Origin of the sequence: Thermogemmatispora carboxidivorans, assembly GCF_000702505.1 — a bacterium.
Taxonomy (GTDB): domain Bacteria; phylum Chloroflexota; class Ktedonobacteria; order Ktedonobacterales; family Ktedonobacteraceae; genus Thermogemmatispora; species Thermogemmatispora carboxidivorans.
Window position 1 is genome coordinate 2,839,245 of the sequence record NZ_JNIM01000001.1, and the last position, 20,965, is coordinate 2,860,209.

The window sequence follows — 20,965 nt, forward strand, 5'->3', positions numbered from 1 at the left end:
GCGCAAGAGGTAGGAGGTATGACCACACGTTGAGGAGTATAGTCGCCGAGCAGAGAGCTGTCAAGGGTTGTGGCTCTCGCGCCGCTTGCCAGCGGCTGGCAGCCTCCTCCTCTCAGTCTCGCACACATAGGTTATCCGCATCACCTCTTCGCTTCCAGGGCGGCGCCCCTTGACAGGGGCGCCATCGCCGGGTATAGTCTTGGACAAGGCTTCAAATTAATTAACTAAATCAATTTAAGGTGTGGCGCGAGGAGGAGCGATGACCACCAGTCTGACGCGGCATGGGTTACGCGAGGTTAACCGGGAGCAGACCCTGCGCATCATCTTACGGGAAGGGCCACTGGCGCGGATCGATCTGGCACACCGCACGGGCCTGACCGCTGCGGCCATCAGCCACATTACGCGCGAACTGATCGAGGACGGGCTGTTGAGAGAGGTCGGACCAGCGCCAGGCAAACGAGTGGGGGCGAGCGCTATTCTGCTTGATCTGCCGGACGATGGTCCTCTCATTGGAGCAGTGCACCAGGGAGTAAGCGCGCTGCGTCTGGCGTTATGCACCCTGCGCGGGCGCGTGCTAGCGCGCAGCCAGGTCAACACCCCGTATCCCCTCAGTCCTGACGAGACGGTCGCCCTGATTGGCCAGCAGCTGGCCGATCTCCTGGCCGCCAACGGATATACGAAAGCCGCTCTTAGTGGTGTGGGAGCGGGCGTCGTTGGCCTGGTGGACAGCGAGCGGGGCCTGGTCAAGCGGGCGCCGCGTCTTGGCTGGGAAAAGGTCCCGCTGGGGGATCTACTAGCAGAGCAGCTGAGCTGTCCGGTGGCAATCGAAAACAATGTGCGTGCAATGGCGCTAGGCGAGGCGCTGCTCGGTCAGGGGCGTTTCTGGCCCGACTTCGCTTTTGTCTATGTCGGCACCGGCATCGGCTCTGGACTGATCGTCAACGGCTATCCCTATCGGGGGGCCCACGGCAGCGCCGGCGAGATCGGCCACATCACTGTCGACCCACAGGGCGAACGTTGTGCCTGTGGCAATCGTGGCTGTCTGGAGACCATTGCTGCCGAGCCGGCCATTGTGCGCCTGGCTCGCACCCAGGGCCTGGCTCTCCTCCAGGAGGCAGCCAGTCCCAAGGAAGCCGTGCGGTGGCTGGCGGCTCTTGCGCGCCAGGGAGACGAAGCGGCCCGCGCCGTTGTGCGCACCTGTGGCGAATCGTTGGGGATCGCCCTTTCGACGCTGACCGATATTTTGAATCCGAGCCGCATCGTCCTGCATGGTGCGATCGCCGAGGCTGGTGATCTCTTCTTCTCCGCCGTCAGTGTCTCGCTCCACCAGCGGGCCTTTCTGACCAGAGACGAATCTGTAGAGCTTGTCGCCCCCACGTTCGGGGAAGACGCCGGTCTGGTTGGTGCTGCCAGTGTGGCCCTTGAAGCCCTGGTACTACGGGCAGCTGGGCGAGAGCGCTAACCACCAACGGGGAAGAGCTATCGTCTTTCCAGGTCGAGTGAGCAAAGGACAAAGCACGTGAATGTGAGCAGCGAGAATCGACGAGAAGCGCCGCTACCAGCGCTGGCCTTTGCCAGCATTGCGCGCCCTACTTTCGCGGTTGAGTACGCCGGATCGATGGCGGAGAAGGCCCTGGCGGCCCTTCAACGAGAAGGGTGGCCAGTCTACGGCGACAGCAGCCTGCTGATGGATGCCCAGGCCGCACTCCAGCAGGCTGCCCGCCTCCAAGAACAGACTCCCGACGTGCTCGTTTTGCTATGCGCGACCTTCAGCGACGCCAGTATGGCCGTTGAGCTGGCCTCACATATCTCCGCCCCTGTTTGTCTGTGGGCCTTACGTGAGCCGGGGTCTCCTGGTGAGCGCCTCTGGCTCAACTCGCTCTGTGGGGTCCATCTGGCAGCTCATGCCCTGCACAAAGCAGGGAAGGTTGTACGCTATATCTATGGTGATCCGGGGGAGGCCGGTCTCTTTGAGCCGCTCAGGGCTTTGGCGCAAGCTGCAGCCACCCGCAAGCGCCTGCGTACGAGCCGTCTTGGTCTTGTCGGCGAGGCGCCTACTGGCTTCTATAGCTGCCAGTTCGATGAGCTGGAACTCGCCCGGGTGATCGGGACCACTGTGAGCCGGATCAATCTGGCTCAGATTTTCCAGGCTGCCAGTCAGGCGCCAGCGGAGGCCGTCGCAGCAGCCATCACCTCAACACAGCTGCGCTCTCCCAGTCTGCAGATGCTTCACCCGGACGAGGTTCAGCGTTTTGGAGCCGCCTACGTGACCTTGCGCACCCTGCTTGAGGAGCAGCAGCTTGATGGGCTGGCCGTGCGTTGCTGGCCAGAGTTTCCCCAGGATTTCGGTCTGATGCCCTGTGCCACGCTAGGCCGTTTGGCCGACGATGGTTTTATCTGCGCCTGCGAAGCCGATCTTCATGGGGCCGTCACGTTGCTGATCCTGCAGTGGTTGAGTGGAGCCGCTCCCTTGCTGGCCGATGTCGTAGCGCTCAATGAGGAGGCAGGCACGATCTCACTCTGGCACTGCGGCAATGCTCCCGCCTGTCTGGCCCGCCCGGGTGAGGAGGTCCCGCTCACCGTCCACTGCAACCGTCGGATCGGGGTGGCCGGTAACTTCGCTATTCGTCCCGGACCGGCTACACTGGCCCGCCTCGGCGTTGGCCCTCGCGGCTATCGCCTGCTGTATGTCGAGGGCGAGCTGCTTGATGAGCCGGTCAACCGCTTTGCGGGCAACACGGCAGTGTTTCGTCCTGGCTGTGCTGCTCGCCAGGTGCTCGATACCCTCATTGAAGGCGGTTGGGAGCACCACGTCGCTTTTGTTGAGGGCCATCAGGCAGCGGCGCTTGAGGCTCTGGCAGAGCTGCTGGAGATTGAGCAGGTCGCGCTCTAGCCAGTTGCGCCAGAGCTGAACGAGAGAGCGACCGGTGAGAGGTGGGGGTCAGTCGGGGCAGCCCGAGGAGCTGGCTGCCCAGCGCCCACGTGGGGCTACTGGCAAGCACTGATCCCCATGACTTGTCTTGCTCTTAGCACAACAGAAAGGTCGGTATGTCACATGGCAATCAATGAGGATGCTCTGCAGATGCAGTCTGTACGATCTGAGATGGAACCAGCGGCTGGTTCCGGTTCCCGGCTTGAGGCAGAGCCAGACCAGGTGAGCAGCCCCAGGCTCACCCGGCGCAAGTTGCTCGGCCAGGGGGTCAAGGCTGGCCTTGGGGTGACCGCCCTTGGCTCCTGGCTGGCCGCCTGTGGCGGCGCTCCGGCCTCTACAAGCGGCCCTGTGACCATCCAGTTCGCAGCTCTGGTCGATACCACCGGTGAGCAGACGGCGGAGATCAAGCGTTTCAATGACTTGCATGCCGGCAAGATCCATGTGGACTATGTCGAGCTGCCGTCGGTAGCAACTGATCAGTATAGTAAGTTCGTCAATGCCTTCCGCGCCCAGTCAGCCACGCCCGATGTGGTCCAGATCGATGTGACCTGGCCCGCGCAGTTCGCCCTCCCCGGCTGGCTGGCCCCCATCGATCAGTACGTCTCCTCCAGCTATCTGAGCCAGTTCTGGCCAAGCGCGCGCGCCGTGGGCCGCGTTAATGGCCATCTCTATGGCATTCAGCGCTATATGGATATCGGCATGTTCTATTACCGCACCGATCTGGTTGAGAAGTATGGCGGGAGCGTTCCACAAACCCGAGAAGAAATGCAGACAATGGCTGAACGCATCCTGGCTGCAGAATCCTCGCAGGGCATCAGCTATGGCTACCTGATGCCGGGGAAGAAGATCGAGGCCATTGTCGATGAGTGGCTAGAATTCCTCTGGGGCGCCGGCGGCTCGATTGGCGAGCCGGGCAAGCTGCAGGTCAATGGCGCGCTCCAGGTCGATGCTCTGCAGTATATGCATGACTTGATCTATAAGTTCCGGCTGGCGCCAACGGGGACCTCGACCTATGCCCCCAATGATATTTTGGCCCTCTTCAGCCAGGGGAAGGCACCGTTCATGCGCAACTGGGTCTTCGCCTATGCAATCGCGAATACGCCTTCGCGCTCAAAGGTGGCTGGAAAGGTCGGCGTGGCGCCCACGCTGGCCACCAGTGGTCACAGCGGTCACGGCTGCACTGGCGGCTGGGTCCTGGCGATCAACGCCAATTCGCAATATAAAGATGCCGCCTGGACCTTCATCGACTATATGCTGAGCAAGGAGACGCAGACCTCGATGGCTCTCAACGCGGGCTTGATTCCCAGCCGCCCCGATGTGGTCAGTGATGCCTCGGTCCAGGCTAAGGTGCCTTACTTTAAGCAGATCGGCAGTATCCTGAACAGCGGTCAGAATCGCCCGACGCTGAAGAACTATAACCAGTTCACCACTCCGCTGCAGGCGGCGATCAACTCTGTGCTGAGCAACCAGGCCAGTCCGGGCGAAGCTCTCAATAGTGTCCAGACACAGGTGGCCTCGTTGACATGAGGTAAGCCGCGCACGGCAGTGGAAGGAGAAGAGAGGAGAGGGCGGGGGCCAGCACCGCCGGGCAAAGGCTGGCCCTCGTTCCCGTCTCCAAACGAGCTGGGGAGAACCCATCGGCTTCTCCTGTCCTCTTGTCCGTCCCTTGCTGCCAGAGATCGAGATCCTGGCCTTTGTGACTCTGCCCAAAGCAAGAACGAGGTGTATTCATGGCTACGATCGGGGCGCCGCTGCTGCAAGCCAAAGAAGGTAGTCCTCGCGGTCCTTTGGAGCGCCGTGAGGAGCGGCTGGCTTGGCTGATGCTGCTGCCTGTGATTCTGGCCCTGCTTGCGCTGGGCGTCTACCCAGTGTTAAGTACGCTCTGGTTTTCCTTTCAGCAGGGTGGCTCTTTCGGCCTGGGGACGACGAGCGCAGGCCTGGCCAACTATCTGCGTCTGCTCCATGATGAGCAGTTTTGGAGCGCTCTGCGTTTCTCGCTGCTCTATAGCCTCGTGACGGTCTGTGGCCAGATGCTTTGCGGAACGGCCCTGGCACTGTTTGCCAATCGTCGTTTTCGTGGGCGCTGGTTGGCGCGGGCTGCTATTCTCTTTCCCTGGGCCATTCCTACCGCTACGAACTCGGTGATCTGGGCCTATATGTTTAACGACCAGTACGGCCTGATCAATAGCCTGCTGGAACACCTGGGCCTCTTGAACCCGGCGCACCCGATCGTTTGGCTGGGTTCCGCTCAGCTGGCGACGCTGCTCATCTATGTGCTGGCGATCTGGAAGGCCAATTCCCTGGTGGCCCTGCTGGTGCTGGCGGGACTGCAGGGCATCCCCGAGGAGGTCTATGAGGCGGCACGCGTCGACGGGGCCTCACGCTGGCAGCTCCTCTGGCGTGTCACGCTCCCGCTGCTGCGTCCAGTGTTGCTGGTGACGCTGATTCTGCGCACCATTGAGTCGCTGCAGGCTTTTGATCTGATCAGCGCTTTTACGAACGGCGGCCCGGGCAACGCTACCCAGAACCTTGGCCTGTATATCTATCTGCAGATCCAACAGTTCGGCGATTTCGGCTATGGCTCGACGATCGCTGTGGTACTGACAGCTATTACGCTGCTGTTCATCGTGCTCTATATGCGGACGCTTCTGCGGACAGGCACGAGATAACAGGGGTGTCGCTGAAGGAGAAACGAGCATGGCACTGGCTCCTACGACGACAGCACCAGCAACAGAATCCTCTCGCCCAACGGCAAGGTCCCGCGGTCCTCTGCTGAAGCCGCTGACTCGACAGACGCTGCTCTATCTTGCGCTGGCGGTGATCATCGTCGTGCAGTTTCTGCCCCTGATCTGGGCGCTCCTGACCTCGCTGATGACCCCCCAGGAGACCACTTCGATCCCGGCGACGCTCTGGCCAGTCCATCCTACGCTGAGCAGCTATATCGAGGCTCTCCAGGGAGATATTGGGCGCTACTATCTCAATAGCATCATTGCCTCGCTGGTCTCAACTCTGGTGACGATGGTCCTGGCCACACTGGCCGCTTATGCCTTTGCTCGCCTGCGCTTTCGCTGGAAGCGGCTGGCGCTGCTTTTCGTCGTCTCGCTCTCTCTTTTTCCACCGTTCTCCCAGGTGATTCCGCTGTATATGATGCTGCAGGGCGTGCATTTGATCGGCACGCTCCTGGCCTTGATTATTCCGTATTCGGTCTTTGGCCTGCCGATGGCGATCCTCATTCTGATGGCCTTTTTACAGGAGGTGCCTTTCGAATATGAGGAGGCGGCGGCTCTCGATGGCATGAGCCGTCTTGGAGCCTTCGTGCGCATCGTGCTGCCTATGATCATCCCCGGACTGTTCACGACGGCGGTGATTGTCTTTGTCGGGGATTGGAATGAATACCTGTTCGCGCTGAACTATACGACGACGGCGACGTACACGCTGCCTGTGGGGATCGTGATCCTGAGCCAGACGGAATTTACGACGAATTTTGGCGTGCTGTCGGCGGCAATGGTGATGTCGGTGGTGCCCCTGGTGGCACTCATTCTGTTGCTAGAGCGACGCATTGTCTCAGGTCTGACCGCCGGCGGTTTGAAAGGTTAAAAAGGAGGTTGCCCGGTTATGGAATTCTATCTTGATACGGCGCAGCTGGAGGAAGTGCGCGCGGCTGCCGCCTGGGGGGTACTGCGTGGCGTGACGACTAACCCCAGCCATATGGCGCGCGCCGGTGTGCGCGAGAGCGAGATGCGACGCCATGTGCAAGAGCTGTGCTGGATCGCCGACGTGCCAATCAGCGTTGAGGTGGTGGCCCTCGATGCCGAGGGGATGGTGACCCAGGGATTGGACTTTGCGACCTGGTCGCCCCATGTGGTGGTGAAGCTGCCGACAACCCCGGAGGGACTGAAGGCGATGGCACGCTTGAGTCGGAGCGAGGTCACGGCCTCTTGCCAGGGCTGCGCCCACTTGACTGATTGCCCAATCCGGGCCCGTTTCGCTCAGCAACAGCAACTGACCCGCCGACCTGAGATCAACGCGACGCTGATTTTTACAGTCAATCAGGCCCTGTTAGCCCTGGCGGCGGGTGCGAGCTATGTGAGTCCTTTTGTCGGTCGCCTTGACGCTGTCGGCGAGGATGGGGTGGCCCTGGTGGCTGATCTGGCCCAGACATTGCGCGTCCAGCAGCAACCCGGGAAGATTATTGCGGCAGCCTTGCGCCACCCTGTGCATGTGACGGCGGTCGCCAGGGCCGGTGCCCATATTGCGACGATGGCCTACACGATCCTGACGCAGTTGATCGAGCACCCACTGACAACAGCGGGCCTTGAGGCGTTCTTGCAGGACTACCGACGGAGCCAGGAGGAACAATGAGCGGAGCTGATCAGGTGGTGAGCAGCGACAGGCCGGTTATGGTGACGCAGGGCCATTATCTGAGGCGTCTGGCTCAGGTCACGCCTCTTCCGGGAGGGGTGCGGGCCGAGGTGGCACTGGTTCCATTTCGGACATTTGGCGCTCCGCTCCGTCCTGTGGTGGTGAGCGCCGAGCCGCTGGCCCAGCAGATGACGACGACAGGGGTGCCTAATCGCCCGACAGAGACCGGGAACCTGGCCGGAACCGGAGGTGAGGCCAAGGCCGGCGCTCAGGACGCCCTGCTGACGGCTGAGGCTCAGTTGAGGCTAGAGCTACAGGTGCTGGCTCCTCGCATTGTGCGCCTGCGGCTAGGAACGCCCGAGACCTTGCGGCAGGTGCGGGCCTCGGAGATGCTGGCGCCCGGCGCCCTGGAAGAGGTACTGGCCGCAACCTACGGTTCTCAGCCGCCATTCCCTGCTCTTGAGGAGACGGCGACAGGGCTTCGCGTGACTCTGGAGGGAATCAAGATCACGTTGGAGCGCGACCCTTTTGCCCTTCAAATGAGCAGCGACGCTGCTCCCGAGGTCACCTGGCGTACAGCACTGGACGATCGCAATGTGCATGGCCTCCTCTGCACGCCACCACCGGGCCTGCATGCGACGCCAGGGGAGCAGGCCGCCGCTGCCGCCTACTGGTCATGGGCCATCGATCCCGCTGAGCATTTCTATGGCCTGGGCGAGCGCTTTGCGCGCCTGGATCATCGCGGCACGATGGTCCACCTCTTCAATATTGACGCCTGGGGGACGACGACCGAAGGATCGTATAAGAATGTGCCTTTTCTGCTGTCGTCGCGCGGCTATGGCCTCTTCATGCACACAGCTGCGCCTGTGACCCTGGCATTGGGGACGCCTTCAGCCCGGGCTGCGCTGGTGCGCTGCGCGGAGCCGAGCCTTGATCTGTTTGTATTTTTCGGGCGAGAGGCGCGCGAGGTGCTGGAAGAGTACACGCGCCTGACTGGACGGGCGACGCTGCCTCCGCGCTGGGCTTTCGGCGTCTGGCTTTCGCGCTGTCGCTATCAGAGCCGGGCAGAGGTAGAGGAGGTGGCAACACGGGCCAGGGCCGAGGGCGTGCCTTGCGACGTGCTGCATATTGATCCAGCCTGGCTGGCGCATCCAAATCTCTCCTGTGATTTCACGGTCAACGAGGAGGCTTTCCCGGATCTGCCGGGGTTGATCCGCGAGCTGGGTGAGCGCGGCTTTAAGGTCTCGCTCTGGGAGCTGCCGTATATCTCCGAGCAGGCGCCGCGCTATGAGGAGGCGGCCAGGGCAGGCTACTTCTTGCACGATGAGCAGGGCGAGCCGATTGGGGCCGATTTTGGGGGGCCGCCGCCCGATGGTCGCAAGCGTGCGATCGTCGATTTTACTAATCCGGCGGCGCGCGCCTGGTGGCAGGATCTGCATCGTCCGCTGCTACGGGCTGGAGTAGCGGTTTTCAAGACGGACTTCGGCGAGGGTGTGCCGATGGAGGCATGCGCGGCCAACGGCATGCGCGGCCACGAGTTGCGCAATCTGTATCCGCTGCTCTACAATGCCGCCGTCCATGAGGTGATCACCCAGGAGACGGGGCGCCCCGGTCTCGTTTGGGGGCGCTCGGGCTGGGCGGGTACGCAACGCTATCCAGCCCAATGGGGCGGTGATCCCAAAACCGATGCGGTGGCGATGGCCTGCTCTCTGCGCGGCGGCTTGAATCTGGCCCTGAGCGCTCCGGGCCTCTGGGCCCATGACATCGGGGGCTTTTACGGGCCGCCGCCATCGCCGGAGCTGTATATTCGCTGGGCCCAATTTGGCCTTTTCTCGCCGCTGGCGCGGGCACACGGGACTACGCCTCGGGAACCCTGGGCCTTCGGAGAGGAAGCTCTGGCCATTTTCCGCCGCTACGCGCGGCTGCGCCTGCGCCTCAATCCCTATCTGTACAGCCTGGCCTGGGAGGCCCATGCCCACGGCCTGCCGATGCTGCGCCCGCTGCTGCTCGAATTCCCTGAAGATCCGACTGCCGCCGTGATCGATGATGCCTACTTGCTCGGCCCGGCGTTGCTCGTGGCGCCAGTCTTTAGCGAGGCCCGTGAGCCGGTGGCTCGCCGCCTCTATCTTCCTGCTGGGGAGTGGATCGATTTCTGGAGCGACGAGCGCCTGGAGGGTGGACGCTATGTGACGCGCCTGGCTCCGTTGGAGGTCTTGCCTGTCTATGTGCGCGCTGGTAGCGTACTGCCGCTCGGACCGGAGCGGGCTTTCTTGCATGAGGAAGCCCCCGACGAGGTGACGCTGGAGGTCTACCCTGGCGCTCCAGGTCGCGGGCGCCTTGTCTGGGATGCCAGTGGCGCAGCTACGGAATGGCAGCTGTTGCCCACCGCTTCAGACGGCTGGCAGCTGCAGATTACAGGCAAGCGCCCGGCCCACTGGTCGGTACGCTGGCATACAGCCAGAGGTATAGTGGAGCAGGTGGCGGGCTATACGGCCAGCGCTGTGGTTTCTCTGTAACGGGGCAGAGGCCGCCGATGGGAGGGTGAGTGATGCTGGTTGATCTCTGGCTGTCAGGTCGCCCATACTACTATAGGAAGTATCGCGAGGGGAGTAGCCAGATTGCCAGCGCGCTATTCCTCACAATTGATGTATAAGACAAAAAAAGAAAATACGGCTTTGTCGCTCTCTACCCTCCTGTCCAGCGTAGCTCGCCTGCGTCTATCAGGCCGATCTTCTGAAATATACACCGACAACAGAGTAATTAAAGTGTGAGAGATGTAGAAGGCGAGAGAGCATGGCTGACGCTGTCCCCTCTGAGCGCGCCTGGACATGCTCTCTTGCCTGCGTTCTCAGTCAGACGCTGCTGACCAGGGTCGAGACGCCCGAGCCAGAGAGGAAGCCAGACTACACCCGGCAGATTAGCCAGTGAGCGGCTTCTGTCCGTAGACAATCATAAAATAGCCTTTTGTCTGCAGCGCGTTCCACTCGTGATTAACCTGCTCGATCATATCGAGGACCTCCTGCTCCGAGCGGCCAAAGCGCGCGGCGATCGGCCCACTCACCGCTTTGGCCCCCTCTTTAAAGTCCAGGGCCATCAGCGAACCCAGGCGCCCGCCCCAGTCGCCGACCGGGACCTCCAGGGGACGGCGCTGGATGTTGATTAGACCAGCCTCTGCCAGATAGCGTTCGAGCGAGCGCATCACCTCGCCCTCGGTATCCAGCCCACGCAAGGCCGCCAGCTGCCCCATCCAGTCGAGCAGCTGCTGCGTCGCAGGTCCACAGGGCACAAAGCCATTGGCACTGATGCTTCCCTCCACCAGTTCAACCCAGCCACCAGGAGCCGTCACCCGCACCAGCTCCTGCACCACCCCCGGCCAGGCCGCCAGCGGAATCGCCAGCAGCAGCAAGCGCTGATGCACAAAATCAAAGGTGTTCTCCTCAAACGGCAGACCCTGCAGCACATCCCCCCGAACAAAGCGATAGTTCGAGGGCATGCGACTCGTACTCTTGGCCTGCTCCACATCCACCCCGATCACCTCCGCCTGCGGAAATTGCTGCGCCAGCTCTATGGCCCACCGTCCAGTCCCACAGCCCACATCGAGAATGCGCCTCGGCTGCCCAATCGGCGCCAGGTAGTTTCCACGCAGCGCGGCACGTAACATGTAGTGCTGGAAATCGAGTCGATTGACTTCGCCGAGATCCTTCGGCAACAAGTAGGGCTGCTCCTGCAGGTAGCGGCGCCGGCCCTGCAAGCGCGGCAAGGCTACGTCCCCCAGGCGCCAACCCGTTCCGCTGGCCTGTCCTGTCGCTCCCGTCGACAGCGTGCCCCCACCCCGCCGACGGAAAAACCACCAGGGCATCTACTCCTCCTTTCTGCTCTCCTAGTCATATCACCCATGCTGCTATCATCCGGTGTCGTATTCCTGGGAAGGCAAAAAGCTCTTGAATCATTTCCCAAACTCTATCAGCTGTAGCACATGAAGGTAGATAGTTCAGTGAAGAGTGTAAATAAGGAGATGTGTATCTGTCAACGCAGCTAGCAAGGAATAAGCGTAGACCTATTAATTTTTATCAATTTTTTATGGGGGAAGCGATCGAAGAGAGGACCTTCTACATCAGAGCTGGTCGGGAAGATCGCTCGCTTTATCTCGTGCAGAGACGATGAGGCTTCAGCAGTGTCTTCACGAGATGCTGTATCATCTTTGAGGAACTGCCCAAGGCGTGGGTAATGAAATAGTCACGAGAAGGAGGCTGAGAACCTGCCCAAGTCCTCAGCGGAGGTTGATCGCAAGCGGAGGATCAGATCGTGATCTCGGTCCTTTCGCCGGCAAGATCGATCCGACTACGGTGCACTCTCTTAGCCAGCCGCGTCCTTAGTGACGCTATCTCCCTGAGCCAGAGCACGAGCCTCGTCCAGGTCGCCAGCCTGGCCATAGCGATAGACGATGATCCTCTCGGTCCGCCACAGCGTGGGACTGATTTCCATAAGGCGAAACAGCACTCGCACCCAGAACGGGAAGCGGGAGAAGGCAACGAGTTCGCTGGGCTTGAGTTCTTTGACGAGGTCAAGCTTCGGCTCCAGCTGCCTGATATCCTGGGGATCATCGAGGCCCCACCTATAGGCGGCTCCTGTCCCTCCGACGTTTGAGCCTGCTCGCTTCACAATCAACCTGTTGCAGATGTCGAAGATCAGCTGGCCACTGGGAAAATGGGCCACCACGGCATTGAGCAGCGCTTTCACCTCTGGCTCACTCAGATAGTGCAGCACCCCCTCAGCGATCAGGAGGCCGGGCCGCTCCCGAGGAACCTCGTCTAACCAGTGCAGATCTGAGAGTGAAGCCCCAATCAGGCGATAGGTCTCGCGGTCAGGGAAGAGGCGGCGACGCAGGTCGATCACATCGGGATAATCAATATCGAACCACAGAACGGAGGCCGGCGGATCGAGACGGAACACCCGGCTGTCCATGCCGCAACCTACATGGAGAACCACCGCATCGGGATGCTCGGCCAGATAGCGCTTCGCCAGCAGATCGAAGGTCGCCGCTCGTGTGGCAATGATGGTACAGCCGATTTTCTCCCACATCTTCCACGACCCGGGACCTCGATACTGTTTGCGGATATCGTAATCGATCTGCGTCATCGCTGCTTCAGCCCAGGGGTCACGCAAGATGGGCTGCTTCCACTGACTCTGAAGGGCTCGCCCACTCAAGGTCATGAGCATTGTCTCTTTTTCTTTGGAAAAGCGGATCTTCTCAGAAGCCATAGAGAGCCTCCCCTTTGTTCGACTAGGTTCATCCATCGGCAGTGCCAGGCCGCTGTCCTCTGCCAGCAGACCAGCGCCTTCCTCGTTTCAAGCGAGCAAGGAGTCACGGAGCCTGGGCGCAGGATCCTCTTGTCAACCCGGCCACAACTAAGATTATACCTCTAGGCCTCCATGAACCGTAGTTTAAGCGCAGCTCTTTCGCACGGGTGCGATAGTAGCGGCAATCGTAAGACGCGCAATGCTCAGGAGTCAGGGGAGAGAAAGGTGCTGGCTTTGAGGCGTGAGATCGGCTCGCCGTGCAGGTAGTATCGGGCGTTGGTGTTCTCTGCGCCGGCGTCATCTTGAGGGATAGGCTGGCGGTTCGCGGCCTGAACACAGCAGGAACGCTGTAGTGCGTCGCCGCAACAGAGGTCCTCGCGGCAACGGGTCAGTTTGCGCTGGCAGCGCAGAGCACGCTGATGATCGTGGGGTCCATTTGGCCTGGCGACCGCTGGAGCGGATACACCACCGAGCAGCGGAGTGCCTGCTACTGAGCGCAGCCGGCTCCCACGAGCGAGTTACAGGAGGGGACAAGGCCGGGCCAACGGCCAGCCCTCTTCAGTTCAGCTTAGCTGGCGCAACAACTGAGCAGGCGGACATCCCGCGTGAAGGAGAGCGCCACCAGCTTGAGTGCCTCCGCCATCGTCGGATAGACATGGATCAACTCCGTGAAATCCTCCAGCGTGGCCCCAAAGCGCAGCGCCATCGCCGCCTCGTGGATCACTTCCCCCGCACTCTCCCCCAGCAACGAGACCCCCAGCACGCGCCGACTGGCCCGCTCCACGACCATCTTGACCAGCCCTTGCGTCCGATGGATCGCTCCCGCCCGCGGCACCAGGTTCAGCGGCAGCACCTGACAGGCACAGGCCAGCCCTTCCTGCTGCGCCTGCGCATCGGTCAGGCCCACCATCGCCAGCGGCGGATCAGTAAAGATACAGCGTGGGATCACCCGATGGTCCACCGGACGTGGTGGCTCCCCAGAGAGGGCATTGTGTGCGGCCAGCCTGCCATCGGCAGCCCCCACCGGCGTGGCGAACTGATTGCCCCAGGCCCAGCCAATGACATCACCTGCCGCCCAGATGTGTGGCACGCTTGTCCGCAGTGTCCGGTCGACCTGCACCGCTCCATCGGCCTCCAGCACTATCCCAGCCCGCTCCAGCCCCAGCCCGTCGGTATTGGGACGCCGTCCAGTCGCAACCAGCAGCTGCTCGACCTCCAGCGTCTCTCTCTGCCCTCCCCACTGGAAGGTGACAGCCACGCCTCTGACCCCTGGCGCCACTCGCTGCACCTGGACCCGCGTTCGCAACTGCAGCCCCTCCGCCTCCAGCAGCCCGGCGAGTGTCCACGCCAGCTCTGGCTCCACGCCAGGCAGTAGCTGCGCACCCCGCGTCAGGAGAGTCACCTGCGTCCCCAACCGGACGAAGAGCTGACCCAGCTCCAGGGCAATCGCCCCAGCACCCAGGATCACGAGCGAGCGCGGCTGCTGGCGCAGCGACGTCTGCCAGGGATCATCGGCGCTACTGAGCAGATCGCTGGTCAGGAAAGGAACTTTCTCTAATCCCGGCAGCGCCGGGACGACCGGGCGCGAGCCGGTGGCGATCAGCAGCTGCTGGCCACGCAGGCGCCGCGCGCCGTCAGGACCAGTCACTACCACCTCGTGCGGCGAGAGCAGCTGCGCTCGCCCCCGCACCAGACCCAGGCCCGCAATCTCGTGCAGCAGATGCTCGTAGCGCTCCCAGCGATAGGCCTGGACCAGGACATCCTTCTGCTCCAGTAACTCGCTCCAGCTGGCCGGCATTCGCAAAGGGGTCAGGCCAGGATAGCGCGGATGAGCCGCCTCGTGCACCAGGCGCGCCGCCTCGATCAGATTCTTGGAAGGCAGACAGCCCCGATTAGCACAGGTTCCCCCGATGGTGCGCTCCTCGGTCAGCAGGGCGGTTTTACCCAGTTCAGCAGCGTGTAGCGCCGCAGCGAAGGCGGTCGAGCCGCTGCCCAGGATTAAGAGATCAGGCTCGCTCACGATCGTCATTGCTCGGATACTTCCTTTCCTTGGTGACGGGGAAGGGATCAGCAGCTCGCTGGCCCCGACCAAACAGGCACCAGCTGGATAGCCCTGGGAGCCAACAGCATTCGGCTGTTCAGGATACCAATATATCCGCTTATACTGATATGTTCAATCTTAAGATGCCGGGCCTCACCTGTCAAGGGGACCTTCCCCAGAGAGAAGAGAGACGCACGAGATTGCAGAATCGGGGAAATAGGCATAGCCAGCCATCGCTGACTTTCACGTTTATCAAATAGAAGGTGCTCCACCTTACCCCCGGGCGGGGCTGGCAAAACCTCTAAGTAGGCTACTGAACGTCTTCTTGATCACTTTCCCTCTCCAGGCTCCCTACCCCACTTGACAGTAACTCTACTATAATGGTATATTCGAAGCGTGAGCATGCACAGCCACCATCTCGACAGGAAATTGCCGAGATGGATGGTTCCCAGCCAGCGAGAGCTGGCCACCGATTCAGACCTGGCGTAGATCGTCCGGTCCCTGTGTTTGAAAGCGAACAGCAACCCACCTGCTCCTTCCTGGGGGGGAAGGCTCAGGGGGAACCCAAAAGAGTTCGCCATGCTCGCGCCCAGTTCCTCAGGTCATAGTCAGGTAGATCACTCTCAGGCAGGCTCAGTCATACTGGATGACAGGTTGGGTGGCAGGAAATAAATCGAGAGAAAGAAACGCTTCGATCTGCGGGCCTGAGCCGTGCTACAAGGCTGATCTACCATGCCAGAAGACAGCTCACTCAAGAGCAACGCTGCTCGGTGATTGGATGTGAAGGAGCATCGATCTAGCATCACCAAGGTGTATTACGGGAGTGAGTGCCTTTCCAGTCTGGCAGACTGCCAGCGCCGGCTCCGCAAGATAATACGCTAAAGGTTGCGCCTACCACCTCGTTAGAGGCATGCCACTCCTTTCCACCTTCACGCATCCGAGTCCGGGCGCCTAAACTACGGGCATGAGGCGATACTGCCCTCTTCGGCCCTGTCGTGTATCGCTCGCCGAGCGCGCTAGAGGGACAGTTTTGCCTTCACATAGGAGCAAAAAAAGCACTTGAAGAGAAAGGAGCTAAAATTGAAAGAACTGCACGGCGAACTCGCTCAGCTCGAACTCGATGGCCTCACCCTCGACGATCTGGAGATCGAGGACCTGAAGCTCTCTCCCGAAGGTGGCCTGGAGCTGCTCACCACCGGCCACGGCATGGTAGAGATCGGCGCCTCTTCTGGCCAGGGCGCCTGCTGCAGCTGCTGCCTCCTCTGCTGCTGTTGTCCCTGTTTAGGCTAAGGCATACAGCCTTAGAAGATAGCAAGCGCCGGTCTGTTTCCCGATCGGCCTCCCGTGCGGGTTAGAGACAAGGAACAAATAGGGCAAGTATTGCTTCATGTCACAGACGCCAACCTATCTACATGATGTACAAGGAGGTTACTCATGCAAGATTTGCACGGCGAACTCGCTCAGCTCGAACTTGATGGCCTCACCCTCGACGATCTGGAGATCGAGGACCTGAAGCTCTCTTCCGAAGGTGGTCTGGAGCTGCTCACCACCGGCCACGGCATGGTAGAGATCGGCGCCTCCTCCGGCACGGCAGCCTGTTGCAGCTGCTGCCTCGTCTGCTGCTGTTGCTGGTAGTTCCAGACTAACCCTGGCATAGCCCACTGCTCTCTCTACGCGCCGCCCGAAGCGATACACGACCTTCCCGCCGGGAGAAAGGAGACCGTCACATGGAAGACCTGAAGCAAGAACTTTCTCACCTGAACCTCGAGGAGCTACAACTGGATGACCTGAGCATTCAGCCACTCGAGGCAGATCACAGCGGGCTGGAAGCGCTCACGCTTGGCCACGGTATGATCGAGATAGGCGCCTCTATCCTGCCCACCGCCTGCTGCAGCTGCTGCATACCCTGCTGCTGCTGCTGCTAACGAGCTACAGGACAGAGATCCTAAGCGCCGCTAGAAAAGAAGCACGGCGGCCCAATTCGGCCTATCCGAGGTGCAGCATAGTTGCTCGTAGTTGCTGCGCCACTATGCCTGCACCTCTCTGCAAATCAGCCCGTCGTTGTAGAGTATCTATGCGCACGCTGAGGGGAGAAACTGGCCATGCGCCCCAGGATGAGAGGCGATGTCTTCTATTTTCCTACCCCCGAAGGGGTCTACTTGCGCAACAATCAGGGCGCCTACCACATGAAAGGGAAAGGTCTTGCCCGGTTGCTCGACTTGCTTTTGCCCTATCTGGACGGTCAGCATACCCTCGAGGAGATCACTCAGCAGGCCCCAACAGAGCACCGCGCCTTGATCAACAGGCTCATTGAGGTACTGGCTACCCGCGGCTTCATCAAGGATCTGGCTCTCGATCGCCCCCATCAGTTGAGCCCGGCTGAACAGGCAACCTACGCCGCGGAGATCGCTTTCATCGAGGCTTTTCAGGATTCAAGCGCCTGGCGCTTCGAACGCTACCGCCGGAGCCGCGTACTGCTGATCGGCTCCGGTCTGACGCTACAGGCACTCGTGCAGGCCACACTGCAGTGTGGCCTGGCCGACGTCCACGTCTTGATAACCAGCGAATGCTCACTAGAGCACCAGCGCCTACAGGACTATCTGACCCTGCGCCATCAACACGATCCGCGCCAACAGCTGCACGTGCTCGAACCTCTCGATTGGGACGACGAGCAGGCTGTGACACAGGCTCTCACGCCGTTTGAGGCCGTCCTGCATCTCTCAGATCGACCAATGATGCGGCGCAGCGTTCTGCTCAACCGCCTCTGCTATCAACTTGGTAAGCTCTTCCTCGCCGCGACGATCATTGACACTCAGGCCTGGCTGGGACCGCTGGTTTCCCCTCCTCAGAAGGGCCAGGAGCTGATACACGGCTGCTGGGAATGCGCCTGGCTTCGCTTACAAGCCAATCTTTCTGCCGAGACGGTCACCGCTCCCTACGATTTCGCCGACTACCCCGAGGCGGTGATCAGCTATGCTCTGGCCGCGCCAACCGCCGCCGTGGTCGCCAATACTCTTAACTTCGAACTATTTAAATATATTACAGAAGCAGGGCCGCTGGAGACGAGGGGTCACCTGCTGTTGATCGACCTGGAAACGCTCCAGAGTCAGCGCCATTCTTTCAATGCCTCTGCCCACTGCCAGTGCTGCTGCCAGGCCGCTCCGCTGACAGCCCAGCACTTCCAAGATCTGCTGACAGAGCGCAGCGCCGGACCGGTGCTCTCACAGGAAGAGTTCTCTCGCAAGGCGGCGCAGCTCTTCGATGCCAGGCTCGGGCTTTTCAGCAGGCTGGATGAACATAACTACACTCAGATTCCTTTGAATATAGCATGCGTCGATCTGGGGCGACCAGGACCCCACCTCCCCCTAGTGCAGACCTGGCGTGTTTTCGGGGCAGGCACCGATTTTGGCGCGGCTCGCCGGGCTGCCACGCTGCGGGCTTGCGAACACTACGCAGCCTGGTGCTATGATGCTCGTCGCAGCCTGAGCGGGAGCGCGCCAGAGCTGACCGGGTTGGCGCGGGAATCACTGATCTGCTATACCCGCAGCCTGGAGCCTGCGGCCTCTCTCGATCCGGAGGAAGACTATCTCTGGGCCTGGGAGCTGCCCAGTAAGCGGATCACCCTGGTCCCGGCAGCAGCCATCTTCAGGCTGTCCGCAGAGGAAAAGCTGCCCCAATCCCTGCCACTTGGAGTGGCCGCCGGTATGAGCTGGCCCGAGGCGCTCTGTCGGGCACTCTTCACGCACGGACTTGCAGAGCTTAAGCAGCGACTGACGGAGAGTCGCGAACCCTTCCCCCGCGTCGCAGTCGGCGCCCTGGCTCTCTCTGAGGCAGCGCGACGCTATGAGCACCTGCTGACTCTGCAAGGCTTTCCTATTAGTGTCTATGATCTCTCAGTCTTGCTCTCTGACTGGGGACTGCCGGCCTTCGCTTTCTGTTGCGACGGAGAGACCTGGGCCTATACTTGTCACTTGCAGGCCCAGGCAGCTATTGAGGAGGGCCTGCTGCTCTGCCTCCAGCACGCCCAAGCTCTTCATAATGGAGAGCCTGACTACACGCTGCCACCAGTCGCGCCCCTGCCGATGGCTTTGCGCAGCACAGCCTCAATCGTTCCCCACTACCCGCCCGCAGAATCGTGGGAGCAGATGCAGCAGGCGCTGCTTACCGCTCTCGAGGCCCAGGGACGGCGGGCGCTGATTGTGCCGCTCGATCACGATGCCGCTCTCTGCGCGGCGCTGCCCTATATTGTACGTGTTGTTCTGGGGAGGTCCGCCAATGACTGCTAGCTGGCAGGAAACACAAGTTAGGCCGCTGTTGGGTTTGCTGGCCGAAGGCAGTCTGGGACAGACTATCCGCGAGCGCCTGCGGGAGGAGTGGGGCCAGCCTGTGGAGGTAACGCGGGCCGATCTGCAGGCAGCGTCGGGGCCAGCCTACACGCTGCTGCTGGTCATCAGTGAACGCTGGCACGGGCTATTGTTCCAGGAGGTCAATCGTTGGAGTCTGGCTAACGGGACGCCCTGGCTGGGGCTTTCGATCGAGCCGGGGTGCGCTGTGCTTGGCCCTTGTGTGTTGCCAGGACGCAGCGCCTGCGCCACCTGCGCTGAGCGGCGACGGGCCAATGCGCAGAAACAGGCAGAAGAGTTTCAGGCGGAGCGCGCTTATCTGGCACAGCAAGCGTGCTCGGAGCTGCCTCCAGATCCGGCCTCAACTCAGGCCAGAGCCTGGCTGACTGCTTCCGTCCAGACCATCCTGTCACAGCTGGTCGCGTTGGAGGTCGCTCGCTTTGGACGCGACCCGGAGACAATGCTGACCTACAACGCCCTGCTCTATCTCGATCTGGCCACCTTGAGTATTAGCCGCCATCCCTTCCTGCCTGAACCACACTGCCCTGACTGCGCGGCACTGCCAGCCGATAGCGCCGCTGCTGTCCAGGCCGCCATGAGACTTGTGGCGCGGCAGAAGCTCGCTCCCCAGACCTACCGCGTACGCGATCTGCTCTCTCTCAAGGATCGGCTGCTGGCGCGCTACGTCGACCCGGAGTGCGGCTTGATCCGTGGCCTGACCAAGGATACCAGCAACCTCTATGCGAATTTCGCTGCTCACATTCCTCTGCAGGAAGGAAGGCGTCAAGAGGTCGGCTTCGGGAGGGCCTTCAACTACGAACAGGGCCAGGTGGCAGCCATTGCTGAGGCCCTGGAACGCTACGCCGGTATGCGACCAGGCGGCAAGCGCACGGCAGTGCGCGCGAGCCGACGCGAATTAGGCGAGGTGGCTCTTGATCCGCGCACGTTGGGCTTGCACAGCGAGGCACAGTATAATCTGCCCCATTTTCCCTATGTACGCTATAGCGACGATCTGGTACTCAATTGGGTCTGGGGCTATTCCTTCGCGCGTCAGCAAGCGGTGCTGGTGCCCGAGTGCAACGTCTATTATGGCCTTCACCAGTGGTCAGGTGAGAGACCCTATGTCTATGAGATCTCCAATGGCTGCGCGATCGGCAACTGCCTGGAGGAGGCTCTCCTGCATGGCATCTTAGAGATCGCCGAACGCGACGCCTTTCTACTGACCTGGTATGCCCGCCTGCCCATGCCGCGTATCGAACTGCAGTCGGCGCGCGACCCGCTGATCGGGCTGATGTGCGAGCGTCTCTATCATCTGACAGGCTATCAGGTGCATGCTTTCAACATTACCCTGCCGGAGCGCATTCCTTGCTTTTGGGTGATGGCCGTCGATGAACAGCAGCGACCGGATTATCCATACGTGTTGTGCGCCGCAGGCTCGCACCTGCTGCCGGAGAAAGCTCTTATCAATGCTTTGCAGGAGCTGGCGCCGATCGTCGGCAGCCATATCAGTCTCTATCGTCAGGAACGGGAGCGCGCTCGCAGCATGCTGGCCGACTCCTCGCTCGTGATGCAGATGCGCGACCACGCTTTGCTCTATTGTCTGCCGGAAGCCTTTGAGCGCCTGGCCTTCCTGTACCAGACTCCACAGACGCAGACCTTCGCTGAGGCTTTCGATGGCGATAAGCCGCCCGCTCATGCGGATCTGCGCGCGGATGTGCTCGATGTAATGGCGCGCTATCTGCGCAGCGGCATCGATGTGATCGCCGTTGATCAGACAACACCCGAGCTGGCGCTGGAGGGCTTCTGCGCTGTGCGCGTCCTGATGCCAGGCATGCTGCCGATGACCTTTGGCCATCACGCCCGCCGCTGCTATGGCTTCAAGCGCCTCTATGAGCTGCCTTACGAGCTTGGCTACGCAGCACGGCCTTTGACCGACGCCGATCTCAACCCCTATCCTCATCCATTCCCGTAAGCGAGCGGAAGGAA

Annotated in this window: 15 protein-coding genes; 12 read left to right on the forward strand and 3 right to left on the reverse strand. The window is 61.2% G+C overall.

Features of this window, described 5'->3' with window-relative positions; translation table 11 throughout:
* Nucleotides 1-259 precede the first annotated feature (259 nt).
* The 7 genes from N688_RS11080 to N688_RS11110 all read left to right on the forward strand — a co-directional run bounded on the left by N688_RS11080 (nucleotide 260) and on the right by N688_RS11110 (nucleotide 9,810).
* Complete coding sequence (locus tag N688_RS11080) at nucleotides 260-1,462, forward strand: ROK family transcriptional regulator (RefSeq protein ID WP_052889333.1); 1,203 nt, start codon at nucleotides 260-262, stop codon at nucleotides 1,460-1,462.
* 57 nt (nucleotides 1,463-1,519) lie between these two features.
* Nucleotides 1,520-2,893, forward strand: a complete 1,374-nt coding sequence (locus N688_RS11085) for a hypothetical protein (protein WP_052889334.1) — start codon at nucleotides 1,520-1,522, stop codon at nucleotides 2,891-2,893.
* Nucleotides 2,894-3,082: 189 nt separating this feature from the next.
* Entirely contained in the window at nucleotides 3,083-4,459 is a 1,377-nt protein-coding gene (locus N688_RS11090; RefSeq protein WP_162179537.1) for an ABC transporter substrate-binding protein, read from the forward strand.
* Nucleotides 4,460-4,662: 203 nt separating this feature from the next.
* Nucleotides 4,663-5,601 carry a carbohydrate ABC transporter permease gene (locus N688_RS11095; RefSeq protein WP_052889336.1) on the forward strand — a complete coding sequence of 313 codons (939 nt, stop codon included), beginning with the start codon at nucleotides 4,663-4,665 and terminating at the stop codon, nucleotides 5,599-5,601.
* 28 nt (nucleotides 5,602-5,629) lie between these two features.
* Entirely contained in the window at nucleotides 5,630-6,529 is a 900-nt protein-coding gene (locus N688_RS11100) for a carbohydrate ABC transporter permease (RefSeq protein WP_052889337.1), read from the forward strand.
* An 18-nt stretch (nucleotides 6,530-6,547) separates the two neighbouring features.
* Entirely contained in the window at nucleotides 6,548-7,294 is a 747-nt protein-coding gene (locus tag N688_RS11105) for a transaldolase family protein (RefSeq protein WP_052889338.1), read from the forward strand.
* Nucleotides 7,291-9,810: a glycoside hydrolase family 31 protein gene (locus N688_RS11110; RefSeq protein ID WP_052889339.1), complete on the forward strand. Its 2,520-nt coding sequence runs from the start codon at nucleotides 7,291-7,293 to the stop codon at nucleotides 9,808-9,810. Before N688_RS11105 ends, N688_RS11110 begins: the two co-directional genes overlap by 4 nt.
* 401 nt (nucleotides 9,811-10,211) lie before the next feature.
* Here N688_RS11110 and N688_RS11115 read toward each other — a convergent pair whose 3' ends face one another.
* The 3 genes from N688_RS11115 to merA all read right to left on the reverse strand — a co-directional run bounded on the left by N688_RS11115 (nucleotide 10,212) and on the right by merA (nucleotide 14,624).
* Nucleotides 10,212-11,153, reverse strand: coding sequence for a class I SAM-dependent methyltransferase (locus N688_RS11115; RefSeq protein ID WP_052889340.1), 942 nt, complete (start codon nucleotides 11,151-11,153; stop codon nucleotides 10,212-10,214).
* 497 nt (nucleotides 11,154-11,650) lie between these two features.
* Nucleotides 11,651-12,556: a class I SAM-dependent methyltransferase gene (locus tag N688_RS11120; protein WP_052889341.1), complete on the reverse strand. Its 906-nt coding sequence runs from the start codon at nucleotides 12,554-12,556 to the stop codon at nucleotides 11,651-11,653.
* A gap of 607 nt (nucleotides 12,557-13,163) precedes the next feature.
* Nucleotides 13,164-14,624: a mercury(II) reductase gene (gene merA / locus N688_RS11125; RefSeq protein WP_052889342.1), complete on the reverse strand. Its 1,461-nt coding sequence runs from the start codon at nucleotides 14,622-14,624 to the stop codon at nucleotides 13,164-13,166.
* A 1,092-nt stretch (nucleotides 14,625-15,716) separates the two neighbouring features.
* On the opposite strand from merA, the gene N688_RS11135 reads away from it, so the two are divergent.
* From N688_RS11135 to N688_RS22795, 5 genes are all read left to right on the forward strand, one after another.
* The gene (locus N688_RS11135; RefSeq protein WP_202901898.1) at nucleotides 15,717-15,926 is read left to right on the forward strand and encodes a thiomuracin/GE37468 family thiazolyl RiPP peptide; all 210 of its coding nucleotides are present in this window, start codon (nucleotides 15,717-15,719) and stop codon (nucleotides 15,924-15,926) included.
* A 144-nt stretch (nucleotides 15,927-16,070) separates the two neighbouring features.
* Entirely contained in the window at nucleotides 16,071-16,271 is a 201-nt protein-coding gene (locus N688_RS11140; RefSeq protein ID WP_052889344.1) for a thiomuracin/GE37468 family thiazolyl RiPP peptide, read from the forward strand.
* Between the two features lie 92 nt (nucleotides 16,272-16,363).
* Nucleotides 16,364-16,561: a thiomuracin/GE37468 family thiazolyl RiPP peptide gene (locus N688_RS11145; RefSeq protein ID WP_052889345.1), complete on the forward strand. Its 198-nt coding sequence runs from the start codon at nucleotides 16,364-16,366 to the stop codon at nucleotides 16,559-16,561.
* Between the two features lie 177 nt (nucleotides 16,562-16,738).
* On the forward strand, nucleotides 16,739-18,922 hold the full coding sequence (locus N688_RS11150) for a TOMM precursor leader peptide-binding protein (RefSeq protein ID WP_052889346.1): 2,184 nt from the start codon (nucleotides 16,739-16,741) through the stop codon (nucleotides 18,920-18,922).
* Nucleotides 18,912-20,951 (forward strand): TOMM precursor leader peptide-binding protein, encoded by a 2,040-nt coding sequence (locus N688_RS22795; protein ID WP_052889347.1) that lies wholly within the window; start codon nucleotides 18,912-18,914, stop codon nucleotides 20,949-20,951. Before N688_RS11150 ends, N688_RS22795 begins: the two co-directional genes overlap by 11 nt.
* Nucleotides 20,952-20,965: the final 14 nt, after the last annotated feature.